Annotated in this window: 25 protein-coding genes and 1 pseudogene; 12 read left to right on the top strand and 14 right to left on the bottom strand. The window is 32.2% G+C overall.

What is annotated here, in order from left to right:
* Positions 1–4: 4 nt before the first annotated feature.
* Entirely contained in the window at positions 5–565 is a 561-nt protein-coding gene (locus tag RMO70_RS07655) for a hypothetical protein (protein WP_310555839.1), read from the top strand.
* A gap of 264 nt (positions 566–829) precedes the next feature.
* Here RMO70_RS07655 and RMO70_RS07660 read toward each other — a convergent pair whose 3' ends face one another.
* The 4 genes from RMO70_RS07660 to RMO70_RS07675 form a co-directional block, all read right to left on the bottom strand.
* Positions 830–2,863, bottom strand: coding sequence for a CotH kinase family protein (locus RMO70_RS07660; RefSeq protein ID WP_310555840.1), 2,034 nt, complete (start codon positions 2,861–2,863; stop codon positions 830–832).
* A 72-nt stretch (positions 2,864–2,935) separates the two neighbouring features.
* Positions 2,936–3,904, bottom strand: coding sequence for an acyltransferase (locus RMO70_RS07665; protein WP_310555841.1), 969 nt, complete (start codon positions 3,902–3,904; stop codon positions 2,936–2,938).
* Entirely contained in the window at positions 3,905–4,357 is a 453-nt protein-coding gene (locus RMO70_RS07670; RefSeq protein WP_310555842.1) for a tRNA (cytidine(34)-2'-O)-methyltransferase, read from the bottom strand.
* A 20-nt stretch (positions 4,358–4,377) separates the two neighbouring features.
* Positions 4,378–4,947 (bottom strand): pseudouridine synthase, encoded by a 570-nt coding sequence (locus RMO70_RS07675; protein WP_310555862.1) that lies wholly within the window; start codon positions 4,945–4,947, stop codon positions 4,378–4,380.
* A 75-nt stretch (positions 4,948–5,022) separates the two neighbouring features.
* Here RMO70_RS07675 and rmuC point away from each other — a divergent pair, with 75 nt between their 5' ends.
* The 5 genes from rmuC (at position 5,023) to RMO70_RS07700 (ending at position 10,521) form a co-directional block, all read left to right on the top strand.
* Entirely contained in the window at positions 5,023–6,372 is a 1,350-nt protein-coding gene (rmuC, locus tag RMO70_RS07680) for a DNA recombination protein RmuC (RefSeq protein ID WP_310555843.1), read from the top strand.
* 7 nt (positions 6,373–6,379) lie between these two features.
* Positions 6,380–6,748, top strand: coding sequence for a 6-phosphogluconate dehydrogenase (locus RMO70_RS07685; RefSeq protein ID WP_310555844.1), 369 nt, complete (start codon positions 6,380–6,382; stop codon positions 6,746–6,748).
* Positions 6,749–7,297 carry an acyl-CoA thioesterase gene (locus RMO70_RS07690; RefSeq protein ID WP_310555845.1) on the top strand — a complete coding sequence of 183 codons (549 nt, stop codon included), beginning with the start codon at positions 6,749–6,751 and terminating at the stop codon, positions 7,295–7,297.
* An 89-nt stretch (positions 7,298–7,386) separates the two neighbouring features.
* Positions 7,387–8,487: a hypothetical protein gene (locus tag RMO70_RS07695; protein ID WP_310555846.1), complete on the top strand. Its 1,101-nt coding sequence runs from the start codon at positions 7,387–7,389 to the stop codon at positions 8,485–8,487.
* A gap of 15 nt (positions 8,488–8,502) precedes the next feature.
* A complete protein-coding gene (locus tag RMO70_RS07700) occupies positions 8,503–10,521 on the top strand; it encodes an FG-GAP-like repeat-containing protein (RefSeq protein ID WP_310555847.1) in 2,019 nt (672 codons plus the stop codon).
* Between the two features lie 61 nt (positions 10,522–10,582).
* Here the strand turns inward: RMO70_RS07700 and RMO70_RS07705 are convergent, their stop codons facing one another.
* The 3 genes from RMO70_RS07705 to RMO70_RS07715 are packed head-to-tail and all read right to left on the bottom strand — an operon-like array spanning position 10,583 to position 14,149.
* Positions 10,583–12,859 (bottom strand): zinc-dependent metalloprotease, encoded by a 2,277-nt coding sequence (locus tag RMO70_RS07705; RefSeq protein WP_310555848.1) that lies wholly within the window; start codon positions 12,857–12,859, stop codon positions 10,583–10,585.
* Between the two features lie 17 nt (positions 12,860–12,876).
* The gene (locus RMO70_RS07710; RefSeq protein WP_310555849.1) at positions 12,877–13,722 is read right to left on the bottom strand and encodes a DUF5777 family beta-barrel protein; all 846 of its coding nucleotides are present in this window, start codon (positions 13,720–13,722) and stop codon (positions 12,877–12,879) included.
* Between the two features lie 40 nt (positions 13,723–13,762).
* On the bottom strand, positions 13,763–14,149 hold the full coding sequence (locus RMO70_RS07715; RefSeq protein WP_310555850.1) for an OB-fold protein: 387 nt from the start codon (positions 14,147–14,149) through the stop codon (positions 13,763–13,765).
* 169 nt (positions 14,150–14,318) lie between these two features.
* Here RMO70_RS07715 and RMO70_RS07720 point away from each other — a divergent pair, with 169 nt between their 5' ends.
* Positions 14,319–14,678: a cytochrome c gene (locus RMO70_RS07720; RefSeq protein ID WP_310555851.1), complete on the top strand. Its 360-nt coding sequence runs from the start codon at positions 14,319–14,321 to the stop codon at positions 14,676–14,678.
* A 17-nt stretch (positions 14,679–14,695) separates the two neighbouring features.
* Positions 14,696–15,238, top strand: coding sequence for a YceI family protein (locus tag RMO70_RS07725; RefSeq protein ID WP_310555852.1), 543 nt, complete (start codon positions 14,696–14,698; stop codon positions 15,236–15,238).
* Between the two features lie 39 nt (positions 15,239–15,277).
* Here RMO70_RS07725 and RMO70_RS07730 read toward each other — a convergent pair whose 3' ends face one another.
* From RMO70_RS07730 to RMO70_RS07750, 5 genes are all read right to left on the bottom strand, one after another.
* A complete protein-coding gene (locus RMO70_RS07730) occupies positions 15,278–16,240 on the bottom strand; it encodes an ion channel (protein WP_310555853.1) in 963 nt (320 codons plus the stop codon).
* A gap of 254 nt (positions 16,241–16,494) precedes the next feature.
* Positions 16,495–17,793 carry a dihydrolipoamide acetyltransferase family protein gene (locus tag RMO70_RS07735; protein WP_310555854.1) on the bottom strand — a complete coding sequence of 433 codons (1,299 nt, stop codon included), beginning with the start codon at positions 17,791–17,793 and terminating at the stop codon, positions 16,495–16,497.
* A gap of 98 nt (positions 17,794–17,891) precedes the next feature.
* A complete protein-coding gene (locus RMO70_RS07740; RefSeq protein WP_310555855.1) occupies positions 17,892–19,037 on the bottom strand; it encodes a glycosyltransferase family 2 protein in 1,146 nt (381 codons plus the stop codon).
* A 9-nt stretch (positions 19,038–19,046) separates the two neighbouring features.
* Entirely contained in the window at positions 19,047–19,352 is a 306-nt protein-coding gene (locus RMO70_RS07745) for a hypothetical protein (RefSeq protein WP_310555856.1), read from the bottom strand.
* Positions 19,349–19,576, bottom strand: a complete 228-nt coding sequence (locus tag RMO70_RS07750; RefSeq protein ID WP_310555857.1) for a hypothetical protein — start codon at positions 19,574–19,576, stop codon at positions 19,349–19,351. The genes RMO70_RS07745 and RMO70_RS07750 overlap by 4 nt, the downstream gene beginning before the upstream one ends.
* Positions 19,577–19,834: 258 nt before the next feature.
* Between RMO70_RS07750 and RMO70_RS07755 the strand changes: the two genes are divergently transcribed.
* The 4 genes from RMO70_RS07755 (at position 19,835) to RMO70_RS07770 (ending at position 23,621) form a co-directional block, all read left to right on the top strand.
* Entirely contained in the window at positions 19,835–21,697 is a 1,863-nt protein-coding gene (locus tag RMO70_RS07755) for an ABC-F family ATP-binding cassette domain-containing protein (RefSeq protein ID WP_310555858.1), read from the top strand.
* Between the two features lie 391 nt (positions 21,698–22,088).
* The gene (locus RMO70_RS07760; protein ID WP_310555863.1) at positions 22,089–22,523 is read left to right on the top strand and encodes a hypothetical protein; all 435 of its coding nucleotides are present in this window, start codon (positions 22,089–22,091) and stop codon (positions 22,521–22,523) included.
* Entirely contained in the window at positions 22,520–22,975 is a 456-nt protein-coding gene (locus RMO70_RS07765; protein WP_310555859.1) for a MarR family transcriptional regulator, read from the top strand. Before RMO70_RS07760 ends, RMO70_RS07765 begins: the two co-directional genes overlap by 4 nt.
* Positions 22,976–22,988: 13 nt before the next feature.
* Positions 22,989–23,621: an NAD(P)H-dependent oxidoreductase gene (locus RMO70_RS07770; protein ID WP_310555860.1), complete on the top strand. Its 633-nt coding sequence runs from the start codon at positions 22,989–22,991 to the stop codon at positions 23,619–23,621.
* An 83-nt stretch (positions 23,622–23,704) separates the two neighbouring features.
* On the opposite strand, the gene aceA is transcribed toward RMO70_RS07770, so the two are convergent.
* On the bottom strand, positions 23,705–24,982 hold the full coding sequence (aceA, locus tag RMO70_RS07775; protein WP_310555861.1) for an isocitrate lyase: 1,278 nt from the start codon (positions 24,980–24,982) through the stop codon (positions 23,705–23,707).
* 48 nt (positions 24,983–25,030) lie between these two features.
* Positions 25,031–25,286: pseudogene (locus tag RMO70_RS07780) on the bottom strand (malate synthase A); the annotation flags it as partial.

Genomic DNA, 25,286 nt, shown 5'->3' on the forward strand with positions numbered 1-25,286 from the left:
AGTTATGGATTATAAAAAAATAATTTTAGGGTTTTTATTTGTAATAATATATGCATTATTCACAGCCTGTATTGGCGAAAAAGATGACGCTAATTGTAAGCCACTGGGTGAGACAATTCAAAATGATTTAATATTGTTATCACCTTTACAAGTAGCCTATCAACAAGGTGATATTATTAATGTGAAATTAACTGTTCCCTCTCAAAATACATTTTTTGGAGGTGTGCCTAGAAATATTTTTGCTGAAACTGGAGCAACTTTTGGTGTGTGTTTTTTAAGAATGTACCCTATTGATGGTTTATTTACTGGAAACACTATTAATTTAGTTAGTGGTGTTCAGGTGGAAGCACCTGGTAAATACCACATACCACTTAATTTTAATACTGGCAATTATGAATTTGAAGCTAATATTACGTTAAATAGGTTAGGAAATTATAAGTTGCCAAGTGGAGGCAATTCTGACCAAATTAACTTTATCGGTGCTAATCAGTGTGATTTTTTTGTAATAGGCACTTCTAAAGCAGGAAGCAATGCTAATGGAAATATTGAGTTTGTGGTGCAATAAAGCTTAATGTAAATAAAATTTAGAGAAATTATAACTTTATTTAACAGTTATGGATTATAAAAAAAAAAAAAAATCAGTATTATTTTTTACATTAAACAGTTGCATAAACGATGATTCTAAAAGCGGATTGCGAGCAATAGAATTCTTTTAGATACTACAATTCTAAATTCAGACTAGTGGCTATATTGAGTTTATGGCGCTGTAATGGTTATTGACACTTCTTGACTTTATAGCCTTCTAAAATCAAACTATAATTCAAAAATATTATTGTTTAACAATTTTTTGAGTTTCCATTTTTCCATTAGAATCAAGTATTTTTACAATATAAAAACCAGACATCATATTACTCATATTTATTTGAGCTCTATTAGAATTTAAGTATGCAGTATGCACTTTCTTACCTGAGATATCAAAAATTTCAATTAGGGCTAACTCTTGATTGGACTGAATTGTAACTACATCAACAACTGGATTTGGAAATAACGAAGTGTTGATAGTATTGAACTGATTTGTATAAAGTAATGCATTAGTAGAAGCTATCCAGCTTGAAGCAAGATTATTGTCCAATGTAACATCCGTTAACTCCAAATAACTGCCTGAACCATCTGCAGCAGTTGGCCACGGAGAAGTGTCAAAATACTCTACAGAATCAATTACATTTCCAAAAGCATCAGCAAGCACTATTTTTTGAGATTTGTTAGAAAAATTACGTGTATATTGATCAAAAGCAACAATCCCATATTTATTAAAAAAAACGGTTGGGTTACTCGCTAAAAACAAACTTCCATTTGCAGCTATTGTTGCGTTGTAAGGAAATTGATAAGTAGTTCCTAATTCTCTAAAATAAATACCCGATAAATTCACACTATCAAAACCTGTATTTTTGATTTCAATAAATTCTTGATCATTACTTACTGGAAAACTGGTCGAAGTTGATGGATTATAATTTATTTTTGAAATAACAAGTGGCGGAGTAACTACATTGGCACAAGAAGAGAATGGTCCTACATTATTATTTATCCAAGTCATTCTTTGAGAAATCCAAGATTTAAAAGTTATAATTTCATTAGGAAGATTTGGGATAGTATTCCACAATGCATGTTCTCTTACAGAAGCTTCCGTAATTTTAGTAATGGTGGCATCAATGAATGAATTTATACTGGTTAATTCCATAGGTTTTCCTGGTTGTGTCATATCGTTCCAACGTTTAGAAAAATAACACCAAAAAGTACCATTATCAGTCAACTCAAACCAAAATTCTGGCCCAACTCTATTTCCATTATCAAATTGCCATTGATTTACATGACTACTCGAGGTAAATGTACTGCCAAAAGTTTGATTCAAATCCCAAACTGGTCCTGCACGAAGTTTTCCGCTTCGGTCTTTGTGAAAAAAAGTACTGGATTGATATACATCAGCATTTGAACTCAATTCATTGACTAACATAAAATCGACAAACGAAGGCACATCAATAACTGAAGTATAACCGTTAAACAAACTTTGATTGTATGTATTTAAAGCAAGTTTATTGAATTCGCCTTCAATATAGGCATCTTGTTCTGGTGTGACATCAGTAGGTTTTGGCAATTCATGTATAAAATTAGTTTCCCCCATTGTCCATGCAATTGGATCGCCACCAGTTGTTTTATCAGCTTTGGTAATATATCCTCCTGTCAGATTAGGCAAGGTGATGTCTAAAGTGGCAATTTTTACAATATTTACTCGGTCACTATTAGATTTTATTTTTTCTTGCAAAATGTATAATCCTTTATAGACTCCATTCACAACTACTTCGCAATATTCTGTTCTTGAGGCATATTGCCCAATTTGTCTGGACAAATTGTAACATAAATAATCCCGAATTAAAGATGGATCATATGCAATAGCATTTAAAATCCAATCATTTTCAGCTGGCATTCCAAGTAAACTTACATTATTGTTGCTTGTACCATTGGCTTGTAAAGTTGATAGACCATAAGGTTTTTTGGGTAATAATTGTGAAGTAGATCCTCGTATTTCAATATTAATTCTTCCGTTATAATTTAAAAATGCGGTTGTATTTTGATCTGTAAGATAATTTCTTGAACCGTCCGTATGCTTAATTATCTTCATTGTACCCAAAACTCTCGGATCATCTGGAATTTCTAATGGCATTCCAGAAACAGGATCAATATCGGTGTTTATAATTACTATTGGCAAGTTACTATCCGTAAATTGAGCATTTAAAGTATTTATAAATAAAAAAAAGAAAAGAAATTGAAAAAACAATGTAGTTGTTTTAGAGTAGTTGTTTTTCATAATAATCTTATTTTCACAAATATAGTAAGATTTTTTAGATTTTAAAATAGATTTTTTCAACAAGATATAGACTTAAAAAAACCAAGAAAACTTACGATTTATTTTTTCGACAATCCACCAACAAAGTATGGCCACCAAACAAATCAAAAAATATTTCAAAAGTACAAATGCTAACTCTTTTTGTGGGAAAAACACATAAACAGCCCTAATTGCAAAAGGATGACAAAGATAAATACCTAATGAGAGTGTTGGTGGAAATGAAATTCTGGTTATAGATTTACTTTCTATAGAAACTAGCACTAAAAACATACTAATTGGGAATACAAAAATCAAGAAATCCAGTGCCTTTATCTCAAATTTATGATACAAAAAGGACTCTAAAATCAATAGGACAAACAAAGGAAAAATTAGAAACTTAAACGGCAATAATCGTGATTTCCAATGGTCGTAAATTGAACCTATCAATAGCAATGGATATCCAAAAAACAAAAAATTTCTGGTAGTTCCAATCCAATTGTAGCATTGATTTACAATTGAATTTGCTTCAATAATTCCAGATTGATTTAAAATTTGAAAACTATAACCAAATAATAACAATATAATGATAACGAACCATTTTGTTTTTAATGAAAAATTTCTAGAATAATATAATACCAAAACTCCTAAAACCGAAGCCAACAAATACCACAAATGCCAGTATCCAAAAATAATTTTCAAGACTACATCTATTGTCGTGAACCGTTTCAAATAATACAATTGAAGTAAATCTGGTAAATAAATAAGTTGCCAAACTATAAAAAGCAACAGAATCCGTTTGGAGTACTGCCACAAATAAATTGTATCATTAATTTTATTTCGAAGAAAATAACCCGAAATTATAAAAAAAGTAGGGACTGCAATGCGAGAAATTCCATTTGCAATTTCATAGGAAATAATATCTTGTATGCCTTCCAATTTTAAAATTGGAAAAATATGCAATGCCACTACCAAAAAAGCCAATAGTATTTTTAAAACATCAATATTGTTATTTCTAACTGTCATTTATTTTAATGAAATTTGCCTTCTCGCCTCGCCTACTACAAAAGCTACAGAATTTGCAATATTGTAACTTCTAATTTTATCAGACATAGGAATGGTCAAATGATTTTCAAACAAACTTAAAACTTCTGGGCTCAAACCCACACTTTCTTTGCCAAAAACCAACCAATCACCATCTTTAAATTCAGCTTCATAAATCGATTTTATAGCGTGTGAGCTCATCAAGAAAACGCGAGATTCATCAGGAATAATGGCTTTCCATTCTTGTAGATTTTGATATTCGGTAACATCCAAATGAACCCAATAATCAAGTCCTGAACGTTTTAAATTTTTGTCATTAATCACAAACCCAAATGGATGAATTAAGTGTAGCTTGCTATTGGTTCCCACACACAAACGACCTATATTTCCAGTATTGTTAGGGATTTCGGGTTCTACTAAAACGATGTTTAACATATTTATGTGTGGTTATTTGTTTAATCGATTAAAAAAGATTTCATTTCAATAACTTCACCAGATTTCAATTGGTCTAAATGTACATTTCCAACACGAATACGGACCAATCGTAAGGTTGGAAATCCAACAGCTGCCGTCATTTTTCTAACCTGTCGAAACTTACCTTCGGTTACTGTAATTGATGCCCAAGTGGTTGGACCATGTCGTTCATCACGTATTTTTTTGGCTCGTGTCCCAAAATCTGGAACATCATTTACAATAAATGCATTGCATTGTTTTGTGGTATATTTTGATCCATCAAAACCTATTTCAACTCCATTTTTTAATTTTTCAATGGCTTCTTGATTTATGATGCCATCTACTTGAACATAATACTCTTTCTCCACTTTTTTGCTACGAATCATTTCGCTTATTTTCCCGTCGGTTGTTAATAGCAATAGCCCTTCTGAATCTTCATCTAGTCTACCAATAGCCATTGTTCCTTCAGGAAAATTGTACAATTCACCCAAGAGTTTTTTATTTCTTTTTAATTCATAAATAAATTGACTCAAATAGCCATACGGTTTGTGAATTATAAAATGCTGGTGAATTTTCATTTCACAAAAATACATATTCAAATTCATAAATAGATTTTATTCCCTATTTTTACATTTCAATACACAATTATGTCCGAAACGGTTTTAGTATTTCTCTCATTCATAATAGCACTTGCTATTGGAATTTATATTGGGAAAATTATTTTTTCAGCAAAATCTCAAACAGAAAAAACAATATTAGAAGAAAAATTAAATTCTTTAAAAGAACAGTCTCAAATCGAAAAATCAACTTTTGAAAAACAATTGCAAGTATTAAATTTTGAAAAAGAACAAATTCGTACAGAAAAAGATACTTTTCTTATTCAATTAACTAAAAAAGAAGCTGATTTTGATTCGCTTTTCGAAAAAAACAAAGATCAAAAACAAGAAGTAGAACAACTTCAAGAAAAATTTACCAAAGAATTTGAAAATTTAGCCAACAAAATTCTGGAAGAAAAAACCAATAAATTTACCGAGCAAAACAACCAAAATATGAAAAATATCTTGTCGCCATTGCAAGATAAAATTCAGCATTTTGAAAAAAAAGTAGAAGACACACACAAAGAAAGTATTGACTATCACGCCGCCTTACGCCAACAAATACTAGGCTTAAGCGAAATGAATGCGCAAATGAGCAAGGAAACACTAAACCTTACCAAAGCTCTAAAAGGTGATAGCAAAATGCAAGGGAATTGGGGCGAACTGGTTCTGGAACGCGTATTGGAAAAATCAGGCTTAGAAAAAGGTCGTGAATATGAAGTGCAACAAAGTTTTACAACAACCGAAGGCAATCGAGTTTTTCCAGATGTAGTCATTAATCTTCCTGACGGAAAAAAGATGATTGTTGATTCAAAAGTAACCCTAACCGCTTATGAACGCTATATAAACGAAGAGGATGAAGATTTAAAATCGCATCACTTAAAAGAACATGTCAATGCTATAAAACGCCACGTGGAGCAGTTGGGCGACAAGAATTATCACGATTTGTACCAAATAGAAAGTCCAGATTTTGTATTGCTCTTTATTCCTATGGAACCCGCATTTGCATTGGCTCTGAACGAAGATACGACTTTGTATAATAAAGCTTTTGAAAAAAATATTGTGATTGTAACTCCATCCACTTTATTAGCTACATTGCGAACTATTGACAGTATGTGGACCAATCAAAAACAACAAGAAAATGCGCTTGAAATAGCTCGACAAGCTGGTGCTTTGTATGATAAATTTGAAGGTTTTGTAGCTGATTTAATAAAAATTGGTAAAAAAATAGATGAATCAAAAATAGAATATTCAGGAGCAATGAACAAGTTAGTGGAAGGAAAAGGAAACCTCATCACGAGTGTCGAAAAACTTAAAAAAATGGGAGCCAAAGCAAAAAAAGCATTGCCAGAAAACATTATAAACAGAGCTGAAACAAACGAAAACAATATTTTAAACTAAAACTATTATGTTACGAAAAATTATTATTATTCTTATTGCAACAATTACTTTAGGTATCGCTGGATACTTTGCCATAATGTATTATGCCACTTTTAGCGAAGGGTTTCGTTCTGGAGAGTTAATTAAAATTAGTAAAAAAGGAATGATTTTCAAAACTTGGGAAGGCGAATTGAGTCAAGGAATTGCGGGTGCTCAAATATTCAAATTTTCAATTATGGACAGCGAAGAAAAAGTAATTCAGCAAATGAAAGATTTGCAAGGAGAATATGTAAAAGTAACTTATATTGAACGATACAAAACCTTTGCTTGGTGGGGTGATACAAAATATTTTGTATCCGAAGTCGTCAAAGAAGATTCTCCATTTAAAGTCAAATAAATGAGTTCGATTTTTAAAACTGTAAAAGCATCAAAAGTTACGATTTCAGAATTAATGCTTCCATCACACAGTAATTTTTCTGGTAAGATTCACGGTGGTTATATTTTATCGTTATTAGACCAAATCGCTTTTGCTTGTGCTTCTAAATTTTCTGGTAATTATTGTGTCACTGCTTCGGTTGATACAGTTGATTTCTTGAATCCTATAGAAGTTGGCGAATTAGTAACTATGAAGGCTTGTGTCAATTATGTTGGAAAAAGTTCTATGATTATTGGTATTCGAGTCGAAGCTGAAAACATACAAAACGGAAAAGTAAAACATTGCAATTCAAGTTATTTTACTATGGTTTCGAAAGATTTAGAAGGTAAAAATGTTCAAGTTCCAGGATTAATATTGGCAAATGATGATGACATAAGACGTTTCTATAACTGTATAAAAATGATTTCTTTAAGAAAAGACAAGCAATTGTATGAAATCGATTTTGACTATAAGTCGGACGAATCTTTAGCAAACCTTAGCAATTACAATGTTAAATTTGAAACTAATTGATTATCAACATAAAAATTATTTAATTAACACAAATATTTAATTAATTGTGTAGCATATTTTTTTACATTTGTTGGTCAATTAATCTTTTTATGAAAAAAAGTTACTATTTCGCAACATTTATTGCTATTCTATTATTTTCTTGTGGAGACGATGATTTATACATTCCCATAGCACCTCCTATTTCGCCTGTTACTGTTGATTTAACTAAAGTTCCGCTTACCAAACTATCTGAATATCATTTTTTTGATGGCGATTTAAAAAATCAAAAACCATCCTTAAATGTTTTACCATACGAACCTGCAAGCAGTTTATTTGCTGATTATGCGCACAAAAAACGTTTTGTTTGGATGCCTTCAGGTAAGAAAGCAACCTATAATGGTGATGATAACGTTTTAGAATTACCCGTTGGCGCTGTTCTAATTAAAACATTTTATTATGAGAATGTGCAGCCTAATAACACTACTCAAATAATTGAAACAAGACTTTTAGTTAGAAAAGCTGATGGCTGGAAAGCCTACGACTATATCTGGAATACTGAACAAAATGAAGCATTATTAGAAACAACCGAAAACGGAACTTTTATACCTATTACTTGGCTTGAAAATGGAGTTTCAAAAAGTGTCAATTACAAAACACCCTCACAAACAGAGTGTTTGACTTGCCATAAGTTAAATCCAACACAAACAACGGGTGGAGAATTAACAATTCCTATTGGCCCTAAACCTCAAAACTTAAATACTAACTATAATTACAATGGTGTTTCAAAAAATCAGTTGGCAATGTGGAAAACAGCTGGCTATCTAGGCGATGATATTCCAACAACTATAAATTCAACTGTAAATTGGGAAGATCAAACAAAATCATTAGAAACAAGAGCTCGTTCTTATATTGATATAAATTGTGCTCATTGTCATAGACAAGGTGGTCACTGTGATTATGTAAATATGCGTTTCAATTACAGTAACACAGACTTATCTTCATTTGGAGTGTGTATGACACCTTTATTTACAATTGAAAATGGTCCTTTTGTTATAAATAGTGGTGATGCTAATAGATCCGAAATGATACTAAGAATGAATACTGAAGAAGGCGCTATTATGATGCCAATAATAGGTAGAAATATAATTCACGAGGAAGGGGTTCAACTCATGAAAGATTGGATTAATACCTTGCCAGCAAACTGTCGTTAAATTAAATAGAATATTATGAGAAAAATTACAATAGTGCTATCCCTATTTTTAGGAATACACAGTTCTTATTCACAAGATACTTGTTCTGGGGCACTAACAGTAACATCTGGAACATTTACTGTTGGAGCCATAAACGGCACAGATATTCCATCACCAGTTTGTGCGCAAAATGGAGCTATTCCCGTTGCCAATATTCCTGCTGGCGAATGGTATACCTATACTCCAACACAAAACTACACCGTCACACTTACTACAGATTTAGCTATAAATAATGGAAAAGATACTCGAGTGCATATCTACACTGGCTCCTGTGGAAGTTTAACTTGTTATGCTAGTGATGATGATTCTGGAGTAATTGGAACTGGATATTTATCTGTTGTTACATTTAATGTCGCAGCTGGAACAACATACACTATTGCGTTTGATAACCGATGGAATTCAACTGGTTTTAATTTTCAAATAACGGAGCAAGCCGTTATCGTTCCGCCAGTTAGTTTTACAACAACTGCTATAACTTCAAGTTCCGTAATATGTTCTGTTACTGATATGAATGGCGATTTTCTTGATGATATTGTTACTGTTGGGACCAATCAGATGAATGTTTTAACGCAAAATACAACAGGAGGATTCACAACTACCAATTATGCTTTGCCTGCATTAACAGCAAATCCAAGTTGGAGTATCACTGCAGGAGATTTTGACAGAAATGGCTTTAATGATTTAGTATTTGGAAGTGCCAGTAGATTGACTCTTATCAAAGCGAATGCAACTGGAACAGGCTACACCGAAATTCCTTACCCACAAAATATTTTTACGCAAAGAGCTAATTTTATTGATATTAATAACGATGGTCATTTAGATTTATTTGCCTGTCATGATGTAGACCAAAGTCATGCATACAGAAACGATGGAGCAGGAAATTTAAACTTTGATATATCGCTTTTTCCAACCCTTGATGTTGGCGGAAACTACGCTTCTATTTGGTCAGACTACGATAATGACGGAGACCAAGATATGTATTTAGCTAAATGCCGTGGTGGGGCACCTGTAGGAGACCCTCAAAGGATTAATTTATTATATAAGAACAATAATGATGGTACATTTACTGAATCTGGAGCCGCTGCTGGTGTAAATGATGGCTCACAATCTTGGTCAACTGCTATTGAAGATTTTGATAACGATGGTGATATGGATTTTTTAGTATCCAATATATCCGATCAAAATAAATTATATAAAAATAACGGTGATGGAACATTTACCGATGTGTATGCTACATCAGGAATTGATCCCCAAGTAGGTTCATGGGAAATACAAGCTGTAGACTTCAATAATGACGGTTTAATAGACTTTTTGTGGCAAAACGGTAAAGAATTATATATCAATAATGGCAATTTGACCTTTACAGGCTATGACCTACCCTTTAGTGAAGGTGGAATTGGCGATTTGAATAACGATGGTTTTCTTGATGTTCAGTTTGGAAGTAATGTGTATTATAATGTTCCAAATGCAAACAATTGGGTCAAAGTAAAACTACAAGGAGTTTCTAGTAATAAAAATGGAATTGGAGCTAGAGTAGAAGTATATGGTCCTTGGGGCAAACAAATACGTGAAATTAGAAGTGGGCATGGTTTTAGTCATCAAAGTAGTATGAATGCACATTTTGGTATTGGAACTGCTACTGAAATTACTAAAATTGTTGTAAAATATCCTTCAGGAACAATAGATACTTTTAATAATCCTCCCTTAAACCAATCCATTTCTATAGTTGAGGGTACCACATTAGGAATAGATGAATTTTCAAAAAGCGGATTTAATGTATATCCAAATCCAGCAAAAACCTCTTTAAATATCAAATCAATGGTTGGGAACAGTTTCCAAACAGCTAAAATATATGATATAACAGGTAAGTTAATTTCTGAATTCGATGCAATTAAAGAATCTATTTCTGTTGAAAATTTAAATTCTGGCACTTACCTACTGCTTTTGAAAGATGAAAATGGTAATGGTTTTTCTCAAAAATTTGTAAAAGAATAAGACATTAATTCCTTAAAAAAAAACGGAGTTCTATCTAAATAAAGAGCTCCGTTTTTTTTGTTTAATTTTTTATCATTTTTAAAGTTTTGTAACTTTTTCCTGCGAAAACTTTAACAAAATAAGTTCCAACTGATAAATTTGAAATATCTAAAGACACATTTTCAGAAACAATACTTTTTTCAAATACTTTTTGCCCTAAAATGTTATAAATCAATACTGATGACATATCCTTTTTATGACTAATATTTAAAACAGAAGAAGTCGGATTTGGGTAAATCGTAAAATGCGACAAATCAAATTCATTACTAGATAATGTACACGGATTTAGGATTGTTATAGTAACAGGATTGCTGTTTGCGCCGCCATCAATACCATTTGCCGTATGGCAAGTATTCCCTCCATCTGATAAAGTACAAGTATAAATATCTCCATTATTCAATGGAGTAACTGCAATAACAGTACCACTTTCTCCACCACTTCCAGGTTGACCACTACTTAAAGGATTACCGTTTAAAAACCATCTGTAATAAGGAAATTGTCCTGTAATATTTGTTCCAGTCGCTGTTAATGTAATTGTTGTTCCAGCACAAATCGTGGTTTGATTCGCTGAAACAATAACTGATAAAACAGATGGAGTTTCAATAGTCACAATTGTAGAAACACTTGCATTTGGATTTGACACGCATGTTGCATTACTAATTAATTCACAACTTACAATATCATTACTAATCAAACTTCCAGCCAGCGCTGAAAAAGAAGAAGCATTAGTCCCTACAGGATTTCCATTAATTTTCCATTGGTATATTGGTGCTGTTCCTCCATCAATTGCATTGACGTTAAAAAACACATTGTTTGCACCACAAAAGGTTTGGTTTACATTACTGCTAAACGTTAAAACTGGCGCCAGTACATTTCCGATTGTTTTAACAACTATTTGTTCCGAGATTCCATTAATTCCAGAACACACTGGTGTGATTTCTACTCTATAAACATCTTCACAATATAGTTGTGAATAATTATAAAAAGTACTGTTATTAGGATATGAAAAGGTTGAATAGGCTGTCCAAGAATTTGTATTCTTATTATATAATCGTACTTTAAAATCGATTCCTGATTCAGCCAACCAAGTTACATTAATCTTATTTGTAGGGATATCGACTGTTAGTGAGGCATTTGATACTTTTTTATTGTCGCAAATTGTTGCAGCACAAGTGGCCAAACAAGGCAAGCTTAAAATAGAATTATTAATTGTAGTTATAGATGCAGTTGACCAACTGTTGCTCAAACTTACGGTGGCATTCATAATATCTGAATTATGAACACATCCTAAATTATGACCTATCTCGTGAGATAAAATACAACGGGTTTGATTTGTATTACTTCCAAAATTTTTAACCACTGCTATTCCAGATGTACCACACATAGTAAAAGAGCCCAATCCTACTACCGTTCCTGTACCTCCTTCATTTTGCCAGTGCAATTTGATATCGTAAGGATTTATAAAAATTATGCTAGCATTGGAACTAAAACTATAATAATTATCATATATCTGTAAAGTAGGCGGCCAGTAGTTACAATTTGCATCACAAGTTACTATATAATGTTCTGTAACTTTAAAAATTATATCATCAGATAATCCATTTGTGATGGTAAAATTAGCTTGAGTCAAATTTAGAATTTGCAATGTTCGATCAATAGTTGCATTAACAGAACCGTAGGTTGCATACATAGTATAATCAACTGACATAGCTAGTTCAAGCGTTTTACAACCTCCTGATAAAACAGTTTTTTCTGAAGTATCTATTCTACTTTCTGTTTCTTGAGAACCACAGTTTGATGTTTCTAAAATGGCGTCTGAAGGATTATAAAAAACATATAAATTTGAATCTGATACATCTTCAAAATTATGGAGTGGTTGTATGTAAAATTCTTCTTTTTCGGTTTTAATATAAATCGAAAACTTATCTTCAAACATTGAAAACACAAATTGATTGTTTTCTGAAATGTCTTGATTTACAAAATATTTTCCATCAAAACCACTTTCAGAAAGTGATTTTCGTTCTGTATTACTATCCTTTTTAATAGAAACAACATAATCATTTGAAAGCAGTTTATTTTCTTTTAAAACACAATTATACTTTTTGTCATATTCTAAAGTTATGTTTTCTCCACTGGAAATTTTTTGAAGTTGATTGTCTAGCTTTAAAATTTTATATTTTTTAAAACTCTTATTCAAATTAACAGTTTGATTTGTTACATTTTGAAATACTAATTTGTTTTGTGAAAATAAAGAAAAACAAATTAAAGAAAACAGAAGTAATAGCTGTTTTTTTTTCATTTTATGTTGTTTTAAAATTAAAAAACCCGAACTAAATTAAATCCAAAAAATACATTACCCTTACTCCAGTCTCCTGTTGTATTTCCTAGAAAACCCGATTCGTGTATGCCTTGGGAACTGGTAAAATGCATTTGAAAAACATGACCGCCAGTTTCAATATCAACCCCAACAGAAAGTGGATTTTTAAAAACGGATGATGAAGTTCTATTTAAATGTGCTGCATAATCGGCATTGATAGATATGCGCTTGCTTACCTTGTATCGACCGCCCAATCCAATTGCAAATTGACTATTACTTTGAAAATCATTTAAGACAAAATTTTCGTGAAAATAAGTTGGCGCCAACTGAAAAGAGAATTTCTCTGAAAATTTTCTAGAAACTAGTAGTTGATTGACATAAGTAATGCGGTTCACAAATTTCAATTTTGGATAATTGGATTGTTTAAGTAAATTATTAAATCCCAAACTATTAAACCCAACAATTGTTACTGGAAAACCATTTTCTTGTTGTGATTTTAAGATATATTTTGCCGCAAAATCATAAGCTTGTTCACTACGTCCAGCTGATAAAGACAAGCCATTACCTACTCCATAAATAAATTTGATTTGAGTTACTGCATTGTCCAATCCAAAAAAACCTTCGATATTGTCTTTTATGGAGCCAAATCGATGTGCTATGACTAAATACAAATCCCCTTTGGCAGCGAGTTTAGTAGATTCTAAATTGACGATTTTCATAGCTTTGAATGCAGACGCTACTTTTTGATTATCAACTGATGTTGAATCGATTTCAGATAATAAATCGTCTTGCCCAAATGAAAAATGAAATGAAAATAAAACTACTAAAATGGATAAGTACTTCATAAAATGATATTTTAATTTATTTACAGATTTTGTTTAATTACTATTGAATTAGATAACAATTATCCAATTTTATTTCTTCTAAAAGTTCATCATATCCTAAAAAACGACCTTTAATATGAACATTGGAATTTAATTTTACTTTTTCAAAATCAGAATTTACAACTATAGCAAACAGTTTCTCGTCAATAAGAATTGCTTTTTGTGCTGCATCAATTTGAGTTACTATTCCTGAAATTTCTATAATTTTATTTAAATATTTTTTATTTGCATTGACCTCATCTTTTGCTAATTCCGAGTTAAACTTCAAAACAGATTCTATTTTAATTGTTTCTTCTGAGGCATAATCCCGAGCTCCTTTATACAGATAAGAATACCCTAAATAAACCGAAACTATAGCAATAATTGCTATAAAAAATATTTTCTTCATTTTAACTTATGTTTGAACACAAATATAATTAATATTTTTAATTAATTTAAAATAACGCTATTACTCTTTCCATTTATGGTTTCTAATTTTGTAAAGTTGTAATATTTGTTGTTAAAAAAAACTATTGCTTTATAAATTTATTTATTTTTACCGTAAACAATTCATTAAGATGAAAACAACAGTTTCCTTTTTTTTATTAGTCCTAATTAGTTTTGGCTGTTCAAAGGATAGTCCCTCTAGTTTATCTCCTGTTATAATTCCAGTTGCAAAAATCACATATAGCAATACTGTAAAAGCTATTATAGACAATAATTGCATTTCTTGTCACGCCGCTGTTCCTATTAATTTTGCACCTATGTCACTTACAACTTATGAAAACGTGAAAGAAGCCATTCAAAATAGAGGATTAATTAATCGAATTTCTAGAGATCAAGGAGCTTCAGGTATGATGCCCAGTGGAGGAACGAGATTACCGCAAACTTCCATAGATGCCATAGTAAAATGGCAAACTGATGGCTTAACTCAATAATTTTAATTCTTATTTTTATGATAAAAAAAACAATTGTATTCGTTTTTACCATACTTTTATTTGGTAATATTTATGGACAGAAATTAAAGACAAAAACAGGTCAGGTCAATTTTGACGCCATTGTGACGAGCTTTGAGCCTGTAAAAGCTGAAAATAATGCAACAACTTGTATTCTTGATACTGCTACTGGTGAGATTGCTAGTTTGATTTTGCTCAAAGGTTTTAAGTTTAAAGTGGCGTTAATGGAAGAGCACTTTAATGAAAACTATGTGGAGAGTGATAAATTTCCTAAAGCCATACTGAAAGGTAAAATTCAAAATTTTGATGCATCGAAACTAACTCAGACCGCTACTCCAATTGAAATAAAAGCCTCTATTGAGCTTCATGGGAAAAAGAAAGATGTTTTGATTAGTGGGAAAATTAAAAAAACGACTACTGGTATTGAACTAACAACCAGTTTTACTTTAATCCCCGAAGATTTTGATATTAAAATTCCTAGTGTGGTTCGTGGTAAGATAGGCAAAAAAGTAAATGTTACTACACTATTTGATTTGAAATAAGTATTGGATATTCATAGCTATTCTTACCAACTCTCTTTTTTAATTATTTAGCTCCATCTTATCAAAGGTATTTAGCTTGTCAAGATGTATAATAGTTTTCGTATTGTCAAGACTATGTTCATACATTTGAACAAATTTTGCTCCATATTCTATTTCTTCGAATGTATAGGATGTTCTTGTGGCTACTATGTTACTGAACATTTCGTCGAAGGCTTTAACAAATACTAATATTTCTCCTTTTTGGCTCTTAAAATCTTGACTTGTAAAGCCATACAATGGACTATCTTCGGTTATAGGATGCACAAGTGTCCAGCTTAATGTGAGTGCGTTTACTTTATCATATTCTAAATCGAGTGGAAAGAATCGGTTTATCTTTTTACCATTTTCTTCTATAGTCATTCCTAGTGTTAGTTTGGCTTCGGCATCCGTTAGATTGGTGTTTTTGTAGGGTGCTACTCGCATCATTAGTGCTGTTCCGTCCTGAAATGGTGCTATTATTGCGTTTTCAGAAAACTTAAGGTGAGCTTTGGGTTTACTAAACCGTCCATAGAGTAATCCTGTGGCTAACGCAAAAGCGAGTAGTCCAGCAAGTGCTTCAGTAGCGGCTATGGCGCTGGTTAGAAATCCTGATGGGTTAATATGTCCGTAACCTACGGTGGTAAAGGTTTGGGCACTGAAAAAATAGGCTTGTCCGAATTTTTCAATTTCGGTGGTCGCTGTTATTCCGTTGAGATGCTCTACTCCTATTGTGTAATATATGAAAGCAAATATAAAGTTGATTGAGATAAAAAACAGTAGAATTACGACTTGAAATTTCCATGTTGGGAGTTGTAGCATAGTGTGAAACCAGCTTATTTGATCCAGTATAGGTATTCCTTTTTTGTGAATGTTTGCTGTTCCATTTTTTGAAATGAATCGACCACCGTAATTTGAAGCGTTGGTTCCAAAACCAGTATTTTCGTTGGTTTTTAGCTTTTTGTTTTGTTTTTTGAAAACTGCCATTGGTTTTGGTTTTTAGCGTTTGTTTTTTGTAAAGTTATGAATTATAGGATTATTGCTGTTCATTTTTTTTTGAGGTTTTTAATACGGCATTGCTGATCCTAGCCCTGACAGCAGCGGCATCCTTTTGCTTTTTTGCTATTGCGAGGTTACGAAGCAATCAAAAAAGTAAAAGATATAGCGTATGGCAGGATTAGCTTCTAAAAAAAAAAAAGCGACTCAAAATTTGAATCGCTTAATTGCAAAGTTTTTATTTTTTAAAAATCTCTATTCACATCAAATGCTTCAAGATATTCGGCAACGCGTTTTACAAAGCTTCCTCCTAATGCTCCGTCTACTACACGGTGATCGTAGGAATGAGACAAGAACATTTTTTGGCGAATTCCAATAAAATCCCCTTCGGGAGTTTCTATTACTGCTGGCACTTTACGAATCGCCCCAAGTGCAAGAATTCCCACTTGTGGCTGATTGATGATTGGTGTTCCAAAAACAGAACCGAATGTTCCCACATTAGTAACTGTATACGTTCCGCCTTGTGTATCGTCTGGTTTTAGTTTACCTGCTTTGGCTCGGTTTCCTAAATCATTTACTGCTTTTGCCATTCCAACCAAATTTAGTTGGTCTGCATTTTTGATTACGGGAACAATTAAATTTCCATTTGGCAAAGCGGCAGCCATACCAAGATTGATATTTTTCTTTTTGATGATGTAATCACCATCAACCGAAATATTCATTCCTGGAAAATCCTTCAAAGCTTTTGCTACAGCTTCCATCATAATTGGAGTAAATGTCAGTTTTTCACCTTCACGTTTTTCAAAAGCAACTTTTACTTTTTCTCTCCATTTTACAATATTTGTTACATCTACTTCGATAAACGATTGTACGTGAGCCGAGGTTTGAACTGAAGCCACCATATATCCAGAAATAAGCTTACGCATTCTGTCCATTTCGATGATTTCGTCACCACCATTTACAGAAACTGGAGCGGCTTGAGTTCTGGGTTCTGGGTTCTGGGCTCTGGGTTGCGTAACTACTGATTCTACAACACTTTCCGCTTTTGACTTTCGAATTTCGACATATTTTAGAAGATCTTCTTTAGTAACTCGACCTTCTTTTCCTGAACCTAAAATGCTTTCTAATTCGGCTACAGAAACACCTTCTTCTTTGGCAATATTTTTAACTAGTGGCGAAAAGAACTTATCAGATTTAGAAAAATCTGCTGGTTTAGCAACAGCATCTTTGACAGTTTCTATTGTTTTTTCTATTTCCGCTACGGCAACTTGAACTTCTTGTTTAGTTGTTTCAACATCACCGCCTTCGGTTTCAATAATAGCAATGGTTTGACCAACTTGTACTAAGTCGTCTTTTTGAAACAATTGTTCTATCAAAATTCCAGAAACCTCACTAGGCACTTCACTATCTACTTTATCTGTAGCAATTTCTAGTACTGCTTCGTCCATTTCGATTTTGTCACCTACTTGTTTTAACCAGTTTGTAATGGTTGCTTCAGCAACGCTTTCTCCCATTTTTGGAAGTTTCAATTCAAATCTTGCCATATTATTTGCCTAAAAAGGTTGTTTTGGTTTTGATGATGCAAAAATAATAAATTTAACACGAATTGCACGGATTTACACGAATTAAAAAAATCTAATCTCTAATTATTAAAATCTACAATATGAATTACCTCTCCACAATCGTTACTACTATTACTACCTATCATATAATCAGTCATTTGTGGAATAATTTTATAGGTTAGTTTTTTATTTTTATTTTGTTCTAATAGTTGAATTATAGTTTTAAAATCAATAAAATTATTGTCAAAAATCACTTCCACATTCTTATTTTCCGAAAACGATTGCGGAATATTTTGAAGCTGTACTGGTTTTTTAAATTGTTTTTCTAGCTTATCCTGTAATTGTTGACTATTTGAAATAAGAATATAATGGTCTGGCTGATTTTTTTGCTTTGATTTTCCTTGAAACATTTTTACAAACGAGAAAAATACAATCCCAGTTTTCATAAATGCAGTAAAGAAAACAGATATTTTAAAATGTTTTTTATAAAAGAAATTCATTGCTTCTTGAAACCGTTTCATATAGGTTTCATCTTTTATAGTGCTTTCGCCTTTGTAATGAATTAAAGTTGTTTCGTTTAAATAATAGTTGGTTTTTCCTTTTTGCAAAACCATATAAGACAAATCAATATCGTCAGAATACATAAAACAATTCTCGTCAAAACCACCAACTTCAAGATACAATTCTCGCTTCATAACCATAAATGCACCAACGAGAATATCTACTTTTCCAGTTTTATTTTCATTTAAATGTTGTGCATAATATTTTCCGAAATAATTAGAGAATTTATACAATCCGAAGATTTTTGTAAATGCTACAAATGGTGTTGGAACACCACGTTTGGATTCAGGCAGAAAATTTCCAGTTCCATCGATGAGTTTACAACCTACAATTCCTAGGTTTTTTTGCCTTTCGGCGAAAGCTAATACTTTTGTAAAAGTATCTTCGGCCACGACTGTGTCTGGATTGAGAATACAAATATATTCGCCTTTTGCTTGAGCAACTCCTATGTTATTTCCTTTTGGAAAGCCTGAATTTTCTTTGTTTTCGATCAGTTTTACATTTGGAAAACGAGATTTCATCATAGCACAACTATCATCGGGCGAATTATTATCGATTACTATAATTTCGGCATCGATATTTTGAATGGCTTTTTGAACGCTAAGAACACATAGTTCGAGAAAATATCGAACGTTGTAGTTTAGGATGATGATGGTTAGTTGCATATTCTATATTTATAGCAACTTGGTTAAGTCGTTGGGATTTTTGGCATCGTTCCAAAAAAGTATCAAATCTAGTTGATTTTTATCTTTTAATATTTTATAAAATAAAGTAGTTTGCTTTGATATTACTATTGAATAACAATTATATTTAGTGCTATATTTTCCCATTTCAGGTTTTAGTGATAAAGTTTTAAGAAATTCATCCACTAAATCTTCAAATTTCTGTACTTCAATGGCATTCCATTTTAATAAAATAAAATCCATCTCTAAATAATAACTACTTATTGCTTGGGGCTTCCATTGAATGGTTAGAATCATTTTAAAAACGGATAACGCAATTTGGTTTTTCGTTTCATTTCTTCGTGTGAAATCCCTAATCCTTGCTCAGACTCACGCAATCCCTTTTCAATTACTTTAGCAAATAATGGATGATCTTCAATGTTTGCGTAAACTATCTCTTCTATATTAAATTCTATTGCTGGTTCTTCTACTTTAGAAATAATTGAATCTGATTGTTTATATTTTTTGTTAGAATTATCCATTGATTTTAATTTAATAATCAAATGTACAAAATCTTTTTTTAAAAAAAGATAGCCCGAGAATTTATAGAAACTCCCAAAACATAATCTGATAGCCCCGATTGTAGCGGTATCCTTTTTTGAGGCACGAAAAAAAGATATAGCAAAAAGCGGGAAAATAACTGGCAAATAAATCCTAAATACTTGCTCCAAAAACCAATTCGTAATTCATAATTTTTAATTCGTAATTTAATACCTTACTTTTGCAAAAAAATTAGTCTCGTGAATTACTTATCAGTAGAAAATATTTCAAAATCTTTTGGAGAACGTACTTTGTTCAAGGACATCTCTTTTGGAATCAATAAAGATCAAAAAATTGCTTTCATTGCCAAAAATGGTTCTGGAAAAACCACTATAATGAACATTATTAATGGTTTTGATGAGCCTGATACTGGGCAAGTAGTTCTTAGAAAAAGCATCAGAATGGCTTTTTTATCACAAGACAACAAATTGCAAGATGAGTTGACCATCGAAGAAAGCATTTTTGCCTCTGATAATGAAACTTTGAAAATAATTGAAGCCTACGAAAAAGCCTTAGAAAACCCTGAAGATGGAGATGCGTATCAGAAAGCGTTTGACGGGATGGATCAACATAATGCTTGGGATTTTGAAACCCAATACAAGCAAATTCTATTTAAATTGAAGTTGGAAGATTTCAAGTTAAAAGTAAAAAACCTATCAGGTGGACAAAAAAAGCGTTTGTCTCTTGCCATCATTTTAATTAATCGTCCGGATTTATTGATACTGGATGAACCTACGAATCACTTAGATTTAGAGATGATTGAATGGTTAGAAAGTTATTTTGCTAAAGAAAATATTACCTTGTTTATGGTAACACACGACCGTTTTTTCCTAGAACGAGTTTGTAATGAAATTATTGAACTTGACAACGGAAAAATATACCAATACAAAGGTAATTATTCATATTACTTAGAAAAGAAAGAAGAGCGTATTGCTTCAGAAAATTCGAGTGTAGACAAAGCACAAAACTTGTTTGTAAAAGAATTGGAATGGATGCGTCGTCAACCTAAAGCAAGAACTTGTAAAAGTAAATCGCGTCAAGATGATTTTTATGATATCAAAGAAAAAGCGCAAAGTCGTCGCCGTGAGAACGTGGTTGAACTAGAAATTAATATGGAACGAATGGGAAGCAAGATTATCGAGCTTCATAAAATTTCAAAAAAATTCAAGGATCACGTAATTTTAGATAATTTTAGTTTTGATTTTCAACGTGGCGAACGCATAGGAATTATTGGAAAAAATGGAACAGGAAAATCTACTTTTTTGAACCTTTTAACTGGAACTTTACCTCTAGATTCTGGAAAAGTGGTTGTTGGCGAAACAATAAAAGTAGGTTATTACACGCAAAGTGGAATCAACCCAAAACCTGGACAACGTGTTATTGATGTCATTAAAGAATATGGAGAATTCATTCCGTTAATGAAAGGACGATTAATTTCGGCCTCTCAATTGTTGGAGCGTTTTCTTTTTGATTCAAAAAAACAATACGATTACGTAGAGAAATTAAGTGGTGGAGAGTTGAAGCGTTTGTATTTATGTACCGTTCTGATTCAGAATCCAAACTTTTTGATTCTAGATGAGCCCACAAATGATTTAGATATTGTAACCTTAAATGTGCTAGAAAGCTTCTTAATGGATTACCCTGGTTGTTTACTTGTGGTATCTCACGACAGGTATTTTATGGATAAAATTGTAGACAACTTATTTGTTTTTAGAGGTCAAGGTGAAATAGAAAATTTCCCAGGCAATTACTCAGATTTTAGAGCCTATGAGGACAGTGCCGATGTTGCTCAAAAAGAAGACAACAAAGCCGAAAAGAAAGACTGGAAACAAAACAATCCTACAGGAAATTTGACTTTCAACGAGCAAAAAGAGTATCAAAAAATAGAAAAAGAAATTAAAGATTTAGAAGCTCAAAAAATCACAATCGAACAATTATTTTCTGACGGAAAAGTCGCTGATGGAGATATTTCTGCAAAAGCAAAAGAGTTAGAAAATATTATTAATAAAATGGAAGATCGAGAAGAACGTTGGTTTGAACTCTCAGTAAAAATTGAGGGATAAAATTACCGCTTAATAGTTACAACCCCAATGCTTTTTTAACGCCATAGCTAAAAAAAGTATTGGGGTTGTTTTGTTTATGCAAGTTTTTTTTTACCTAATAGGTATTTTTGAGAATAGACTTTATACCTACAAGTTCAAAAAAGACTTTGCAAGACAATATTCATAAAATTATACTCATTTAAAAAATCACTTTTTAAGTAAAAAAAATATTATAAAAAAAACATACTGATTAATAAGTGTATTTATTGAAATAATACAATCTATACACTTATTAATATTGCGCTTTTTTACTCCAATTCATTCCAAACCTAAACTTTAACATAATATAAACTGTATAAATAAAAAAACGAACTACATTTGTATCGCTTACGATATAATTGCAAGCGATATAATTATGAAAGAATCAGAAACTACAATCACTCAAAAAATATTCAGAATTTTGCTAGCCTCTTTTATGATCTTTGCAGGATTCAGTCATTTGACTTTTAACAGAGTAGAATTTCAAGCCCAAGTGCCAAATTGGATTCCATTAAGCAAAGATTTTGTAGTCATAGCATCAGGTATTGTAGAAATTAGTTTAGGACTAGGTTTGGCTTTTTGGAAAAAAGAACGCATTAGATTCGGATGGGCACTTGCTACGTTTTTTGTGCTAATATTCCCTGGAAATATAGCCCAATATCATAACGGAACAGATGCCTTTGGAGCATTAAATTCTGATACTGCCAGGTTGATACGTTTATTTTTTCAACCAGTATTAATTGTTTGGGCCATTTGGTCTTCAGGCGCTTGGAGTGTATGGAAAAAAAGAAAAAGTAATTCAATATGATTAGTTCACCATTAGAATTAGGCAATCAAATTTGCTTTCCCATATATTCCGTATCTCGTTTAATAACAAAGACTTACACTCCGTATTTAAATAAAATTGGATTAACCTACCCACAATATTTGGTAATGATGGTTTTATGGGAAAACGATAAGCTCTGTATCAATCAGATTACCGAAAAATTACTCCTAGACACCAATACGCTTTCTCCATTACTAAAACGTATGGAAAAAATGGAACTTATTGATCGTAAACGCTCAAGCAAAGATGAAAGAAGTGTAATTGTAGAACTGACAACAAAAGGAAATGAACTCAAAAAACAAGCTGAACCAATTCCAGAAAAACTACTTGAAACCGTTCTTAATAAAACCATTAGCATAGAAAATATTAACCTATTAAAAAATATACTGAATGATTGGGTCACCGTATTATCAGATAATAAAACAGAAAAATAAAAAATAAAAAAAAATGGAATTATTAGACAAATTAAGTTGGAGATACGCAGCAAAAGCAATGAATGGAGAAAAAATCCCTCAAGAAAAAGTTGACAGAATTATTGAAGCTGCTCGCTTGGCTCCTACATCTAGCGGACTACAACCTTTTGAAATATATGTAGTTACAAACCAAGAAGTCAAAGAAAAAATTAGACCTGTAGCTTGGAACCAATCGGTAATAACTGATTGTTCTCACTTATTAGTTTTTGTTGCTTGGGATACTTATACTGAAGATCGTATCAATAAAATGTTTGATTTAACAAATGATATCCGAGGATTTAAAAACGAAGGATGGGAAAATTACAGACAAATGCTTTTGAGTAACTATCCTCAAAAAGACGCCGAAGAAAACTTTAATCACGCAGCAAAACAGGCCTATATTGCTTTTTCACAAGCAATTGTAGCAGCAGCGTTTGAAGGAGTAGATTCAACTCCAATTGAAGGTTTCACGCCAGCTGCAGTAGATGAAATTTTAGGATTGAGAGAAAAAGGATTGAGAAGCGTAGTATTGCTTCCAATAGGTTACCGAGATACTGAAAAAGATTGGTTAGTAAATTTGGTCAAAGTAAGAAAAAGCAAAGAAGATTTAGTGACTCTTATTGATTAAAAAAAGTAATCCGAATCATAAAAATATAAAAAGCCACCTCAAAGTTGAGATGGCTTTCTATCACAAAAAATTCAACCAAATTATTAAAACTGTGCTGTTTCTGTAGAATCTTTCATCGCTACAGTTGATGTTAATCCCATAGTAACCGTATTTTGAACTTCATCAAAATAAGTTGTTCCCACAAAATTTTGGTGCTTGATTGCTTTGAAACCTTCTTTTTGAAGAGCAAATTCTTTTTCTTGCAATTCAGAATAACCAGCCATACCTTTCTTTTTGTAAGCTAAAGAAAGCTCAAACATAGAAGTATTTAAGGCGTGAAATCCTGCTAATGTAATGAACTGAAATTTGTATCCCATTGCAGCAATATCTTCTCTGAATGTTTCCATTTCTTTTACCGATAGTTTAGAAGCCCAGTTAAACGATGGCGAACAGTTGTAAGCCAACAATTTTCCTGGATATTGTGCGTGAATTGCTTCAGCGAATTTTCTAGCTTCTGCAATATTTGGCGTAGAAGTTTCCATCCAAATTAAATCAGCATAAGGCGCATAAGATAAACCACGATCAATACCTTGTTCGATACCATTATTTACATAGAAAAATCCTTCTGGGGAACGTTCTCCTGTGATGAATTTTCTGTCTCTTTCGTCGACATCACTAGTAATTAAATTTGCAGCTTCGGCATCGGTTCTTGCAATAATTAAGGTAGAAACTCCCATAACATCTGCTGCTAATCGTGCTGCAACTAATTTATTAATGGCTTCTTGCGTTGGCACTAATACTTTTCCACCCAAATGACCACATTTTTTAGCTGATGACAATTGGTCTTCAAAATGAACACCAGCAGCTCCAGCTTCAATCATACCTTTCATTAATTCGAAAGCGTTTAGATTACCTCCAAAACCTGCTTCTGCATCGGCAACAATAGGAACTAGATATTCTTTTTTATTTTCAATTTTGTTTACACTTTGTATCTGATCTGCTCTTAACAAAGCATTATTTATACGTTTTACAACTTGAGGAACACTATTGGCTGGATATAAGGATTGGTCAGGATACATTTCTCCCGATAAATTAGCATCGGCAGCTACTTGCCAACCGCTTAAATAGATAGCTTCCAATCCTGCTTCAACCTCCTGAATGGCTTGATTTCCAGTTAATGCACCTAATCCAGCAACCCAATCTTGATTGTTCAATTTGTGCCATAAAACTTCTGCACCGTGTTTTGCAATTGAATGCTGAATTTGATACGATCCTTGAAGTGTGATAACTTTTTCGGCTGTGTAGGGTCTTTCAACACCACTCCATCTTTTGTTTGTTGTCCAATCGGTAACTAATTGCTGAATTTTTTCGTTTGTGTTCATCTTTTTTGTTTATATAGTTGTGTAAATTATTTTAATATTCGTTTTTTATTAATCTAAGTATGGATACGCTTTTAACGTTAAAAACTCATCTAATTTTTCATTAAAAACCATTTCTAATAATAGTTTTGAAGCAATTTCAAACTTCCCTTCAGAAAATCTTGTTACACCAACATATTCTTTGATGGCTTCTAATTCTTGAACGGCATATTCATCATACAATGCTTTGGTACAAGTGTCACCGTTTTCTAAAACCACTTTTTTGTCTAACCAATGCCATAATTGAACTCGAGAAATTTCTGCTGTA

The sequence above is a fragment of the Flavobacterium sp. genome, from assembly GCF_031422135.1.
GTDB lineage: Bacteria > Bacteroidota > Bacteroidia > Flavobacteriales > Flavobacteriaceae > Flavobacterium.

Excerpts from the sequence above, each read along its gene's own strand:
- RMO70_RS07705 (WP_310555848.1), bottom strand. The coding sequence starts at position 12,859 with ATGAAAAAAAAACAGCTATTACTTCTGTTTTCTTTAATTTGTTTTTCT.
- RMO70_RS07700 (WP_310555847.1), top strand. The coding sequence starts at position 8,503 with ATGAGAAAAATTACAATAGTGCTATCCCTATTTTTAGGAATACACAGT.
- RMO70_RS07740 (WP_310555855.1), bottom strand. The coding sequence starts at position 19,037 with ATGCAACTAACCATCATCATCCTAAACTACAACGTTCGATATTTTCTC.
- RMO70_RS07695 (WP_310555846.1), top strand. The coding sequence starts at position 7,387 with ATGAAAAAAAGTTACTATTTCGCAACATTTATTGCTATTCTATTATTT.
- RMO70_RS07660 (WP_310555840.1), bottom strand. The coding sequence starts at position 2,863 with ATGAAAAACAACTACTCTAAAACAACTACATTGTTTTTTCAATTTCTT.
- RMO70_RS07685 (WP_310555844.1), top strand. The coding sequence starts at position 6,380 with ATGTTACGAAAAATTATTATTATTCTTATTGCAACAATTACTTTAGGT.
- rmuC (WP_310555843.1), top strand. The coding sequence starts at position 5,023 with ATGTCCGAAACGGTTTTAGTATTTCTCTCATTCATAATAGCACTTGCT.
- RMO70_RS07715 (WP_310555850.1), bottom strand. The coding sequence starts at position 14,149 with ATGAAGAAAATATTTTTTATAGCAATTATTGCTATAGTTTCGGTTTAT.
- RMO70_RS07690 (WP_310555845.1), top strand. The coding sequence starts at position 6,749 with ATGAGTTCGATTTTTAAAACTGTAAAAGCATCAAAAGTTACGATTTCA.
- RMO70_RS07720 (WP_310555851.1), top strand. The coding sequence starts at position 14,319 with ATGAAAACAACAGTTTCCTTTTTTTTATTAGTCCTAATTAGTTTTGGC.
- RMO70_RS07730 (WP_310555853.1), bottom strand. The coding sequence starts at position 16,240 with ATGGCAGTTTTCAAAAAACAAAACAAAAAGCTAAAAACCAACGAAAAT.
- RMO70_RS07745 (WP_310555856.1), bottom strand. The coding sequence starts at position 19,352 with ATGATTCTAACCATTCAATGGAAGCCCCAAGCAATAAGTAGTTATTAT.
- aceA (WP_310555861.1), bottom strand. The coding sequence starts at position 24,982 with ATGAACACAAACGAAAAAATTCAGCAATTAGTTACCGATTGGACAACA.
- RMO70_RS07655 (WP_310555839.1), top strand. The coding sequence starts at position 5 with ATGGATTATAAAAAAATAATTTTAGGGTTTTTATTTGTAATAATATAT.
- RMO70_RS07750 (WP_310555857.1), bottom strand. The coding sequence starts at position 19,576 with ATGGATAATTCTAACAAAAAATATAAACAATCAGATTCAATTATTTCT.
- RMO70_RS07770 (WP_310555860.1), top strand. The coding sequence starts at position 22,989 with ATGGAATTATTAGACAAATTAAGTTGGAGATACGCAGCAAAAGCAATG.
- RMO70_RS07670 (WP_310555842.1), bottom strand. The coding sequence starts at position 4,357 with ATGTTAAACATCGTTTTAGTAGAACCCGAAATCCCTAACAATACTGGA.
- RMO70_RS07765 (WP_310555859.1), top strand. The coding sequence starts at position 22,520 with ATGATTAGTTCACCATTAGAATTAGGCAATCAAATTTGCTTTCCCATA.
- RMO70_RS07725 (WP_310555852.1), top strand. The coding sequence starts at position 14,696 with ATGATAAAAAAAACAATTGTATTCGTTTTTACCATACTTTTATTTGGT.
- RMO70_RS07710 (WP_310555849.1), bottom strand. The coding sequence starts at position 13,722 with ATGAAGTACTTATCCATTTTAGTAGTTTTATTTTCATTTCATTTTTCA.
- RMO70_RS07735 (WP_310555854.1), bottom strand. The coding sequence starts at position 17,793 with ATGGCAAGATTTGAATTGAAACTTCCAAAAATGGGAGAAAGCGTTGCT.
- RMO70_RS07665 (WP_310555841.1), bottom strand. The coding sequence starts at position 3,904 with ATGACAGTTAGAAATAACAATATTGATGTTTTAAAAATACTATTGGCT.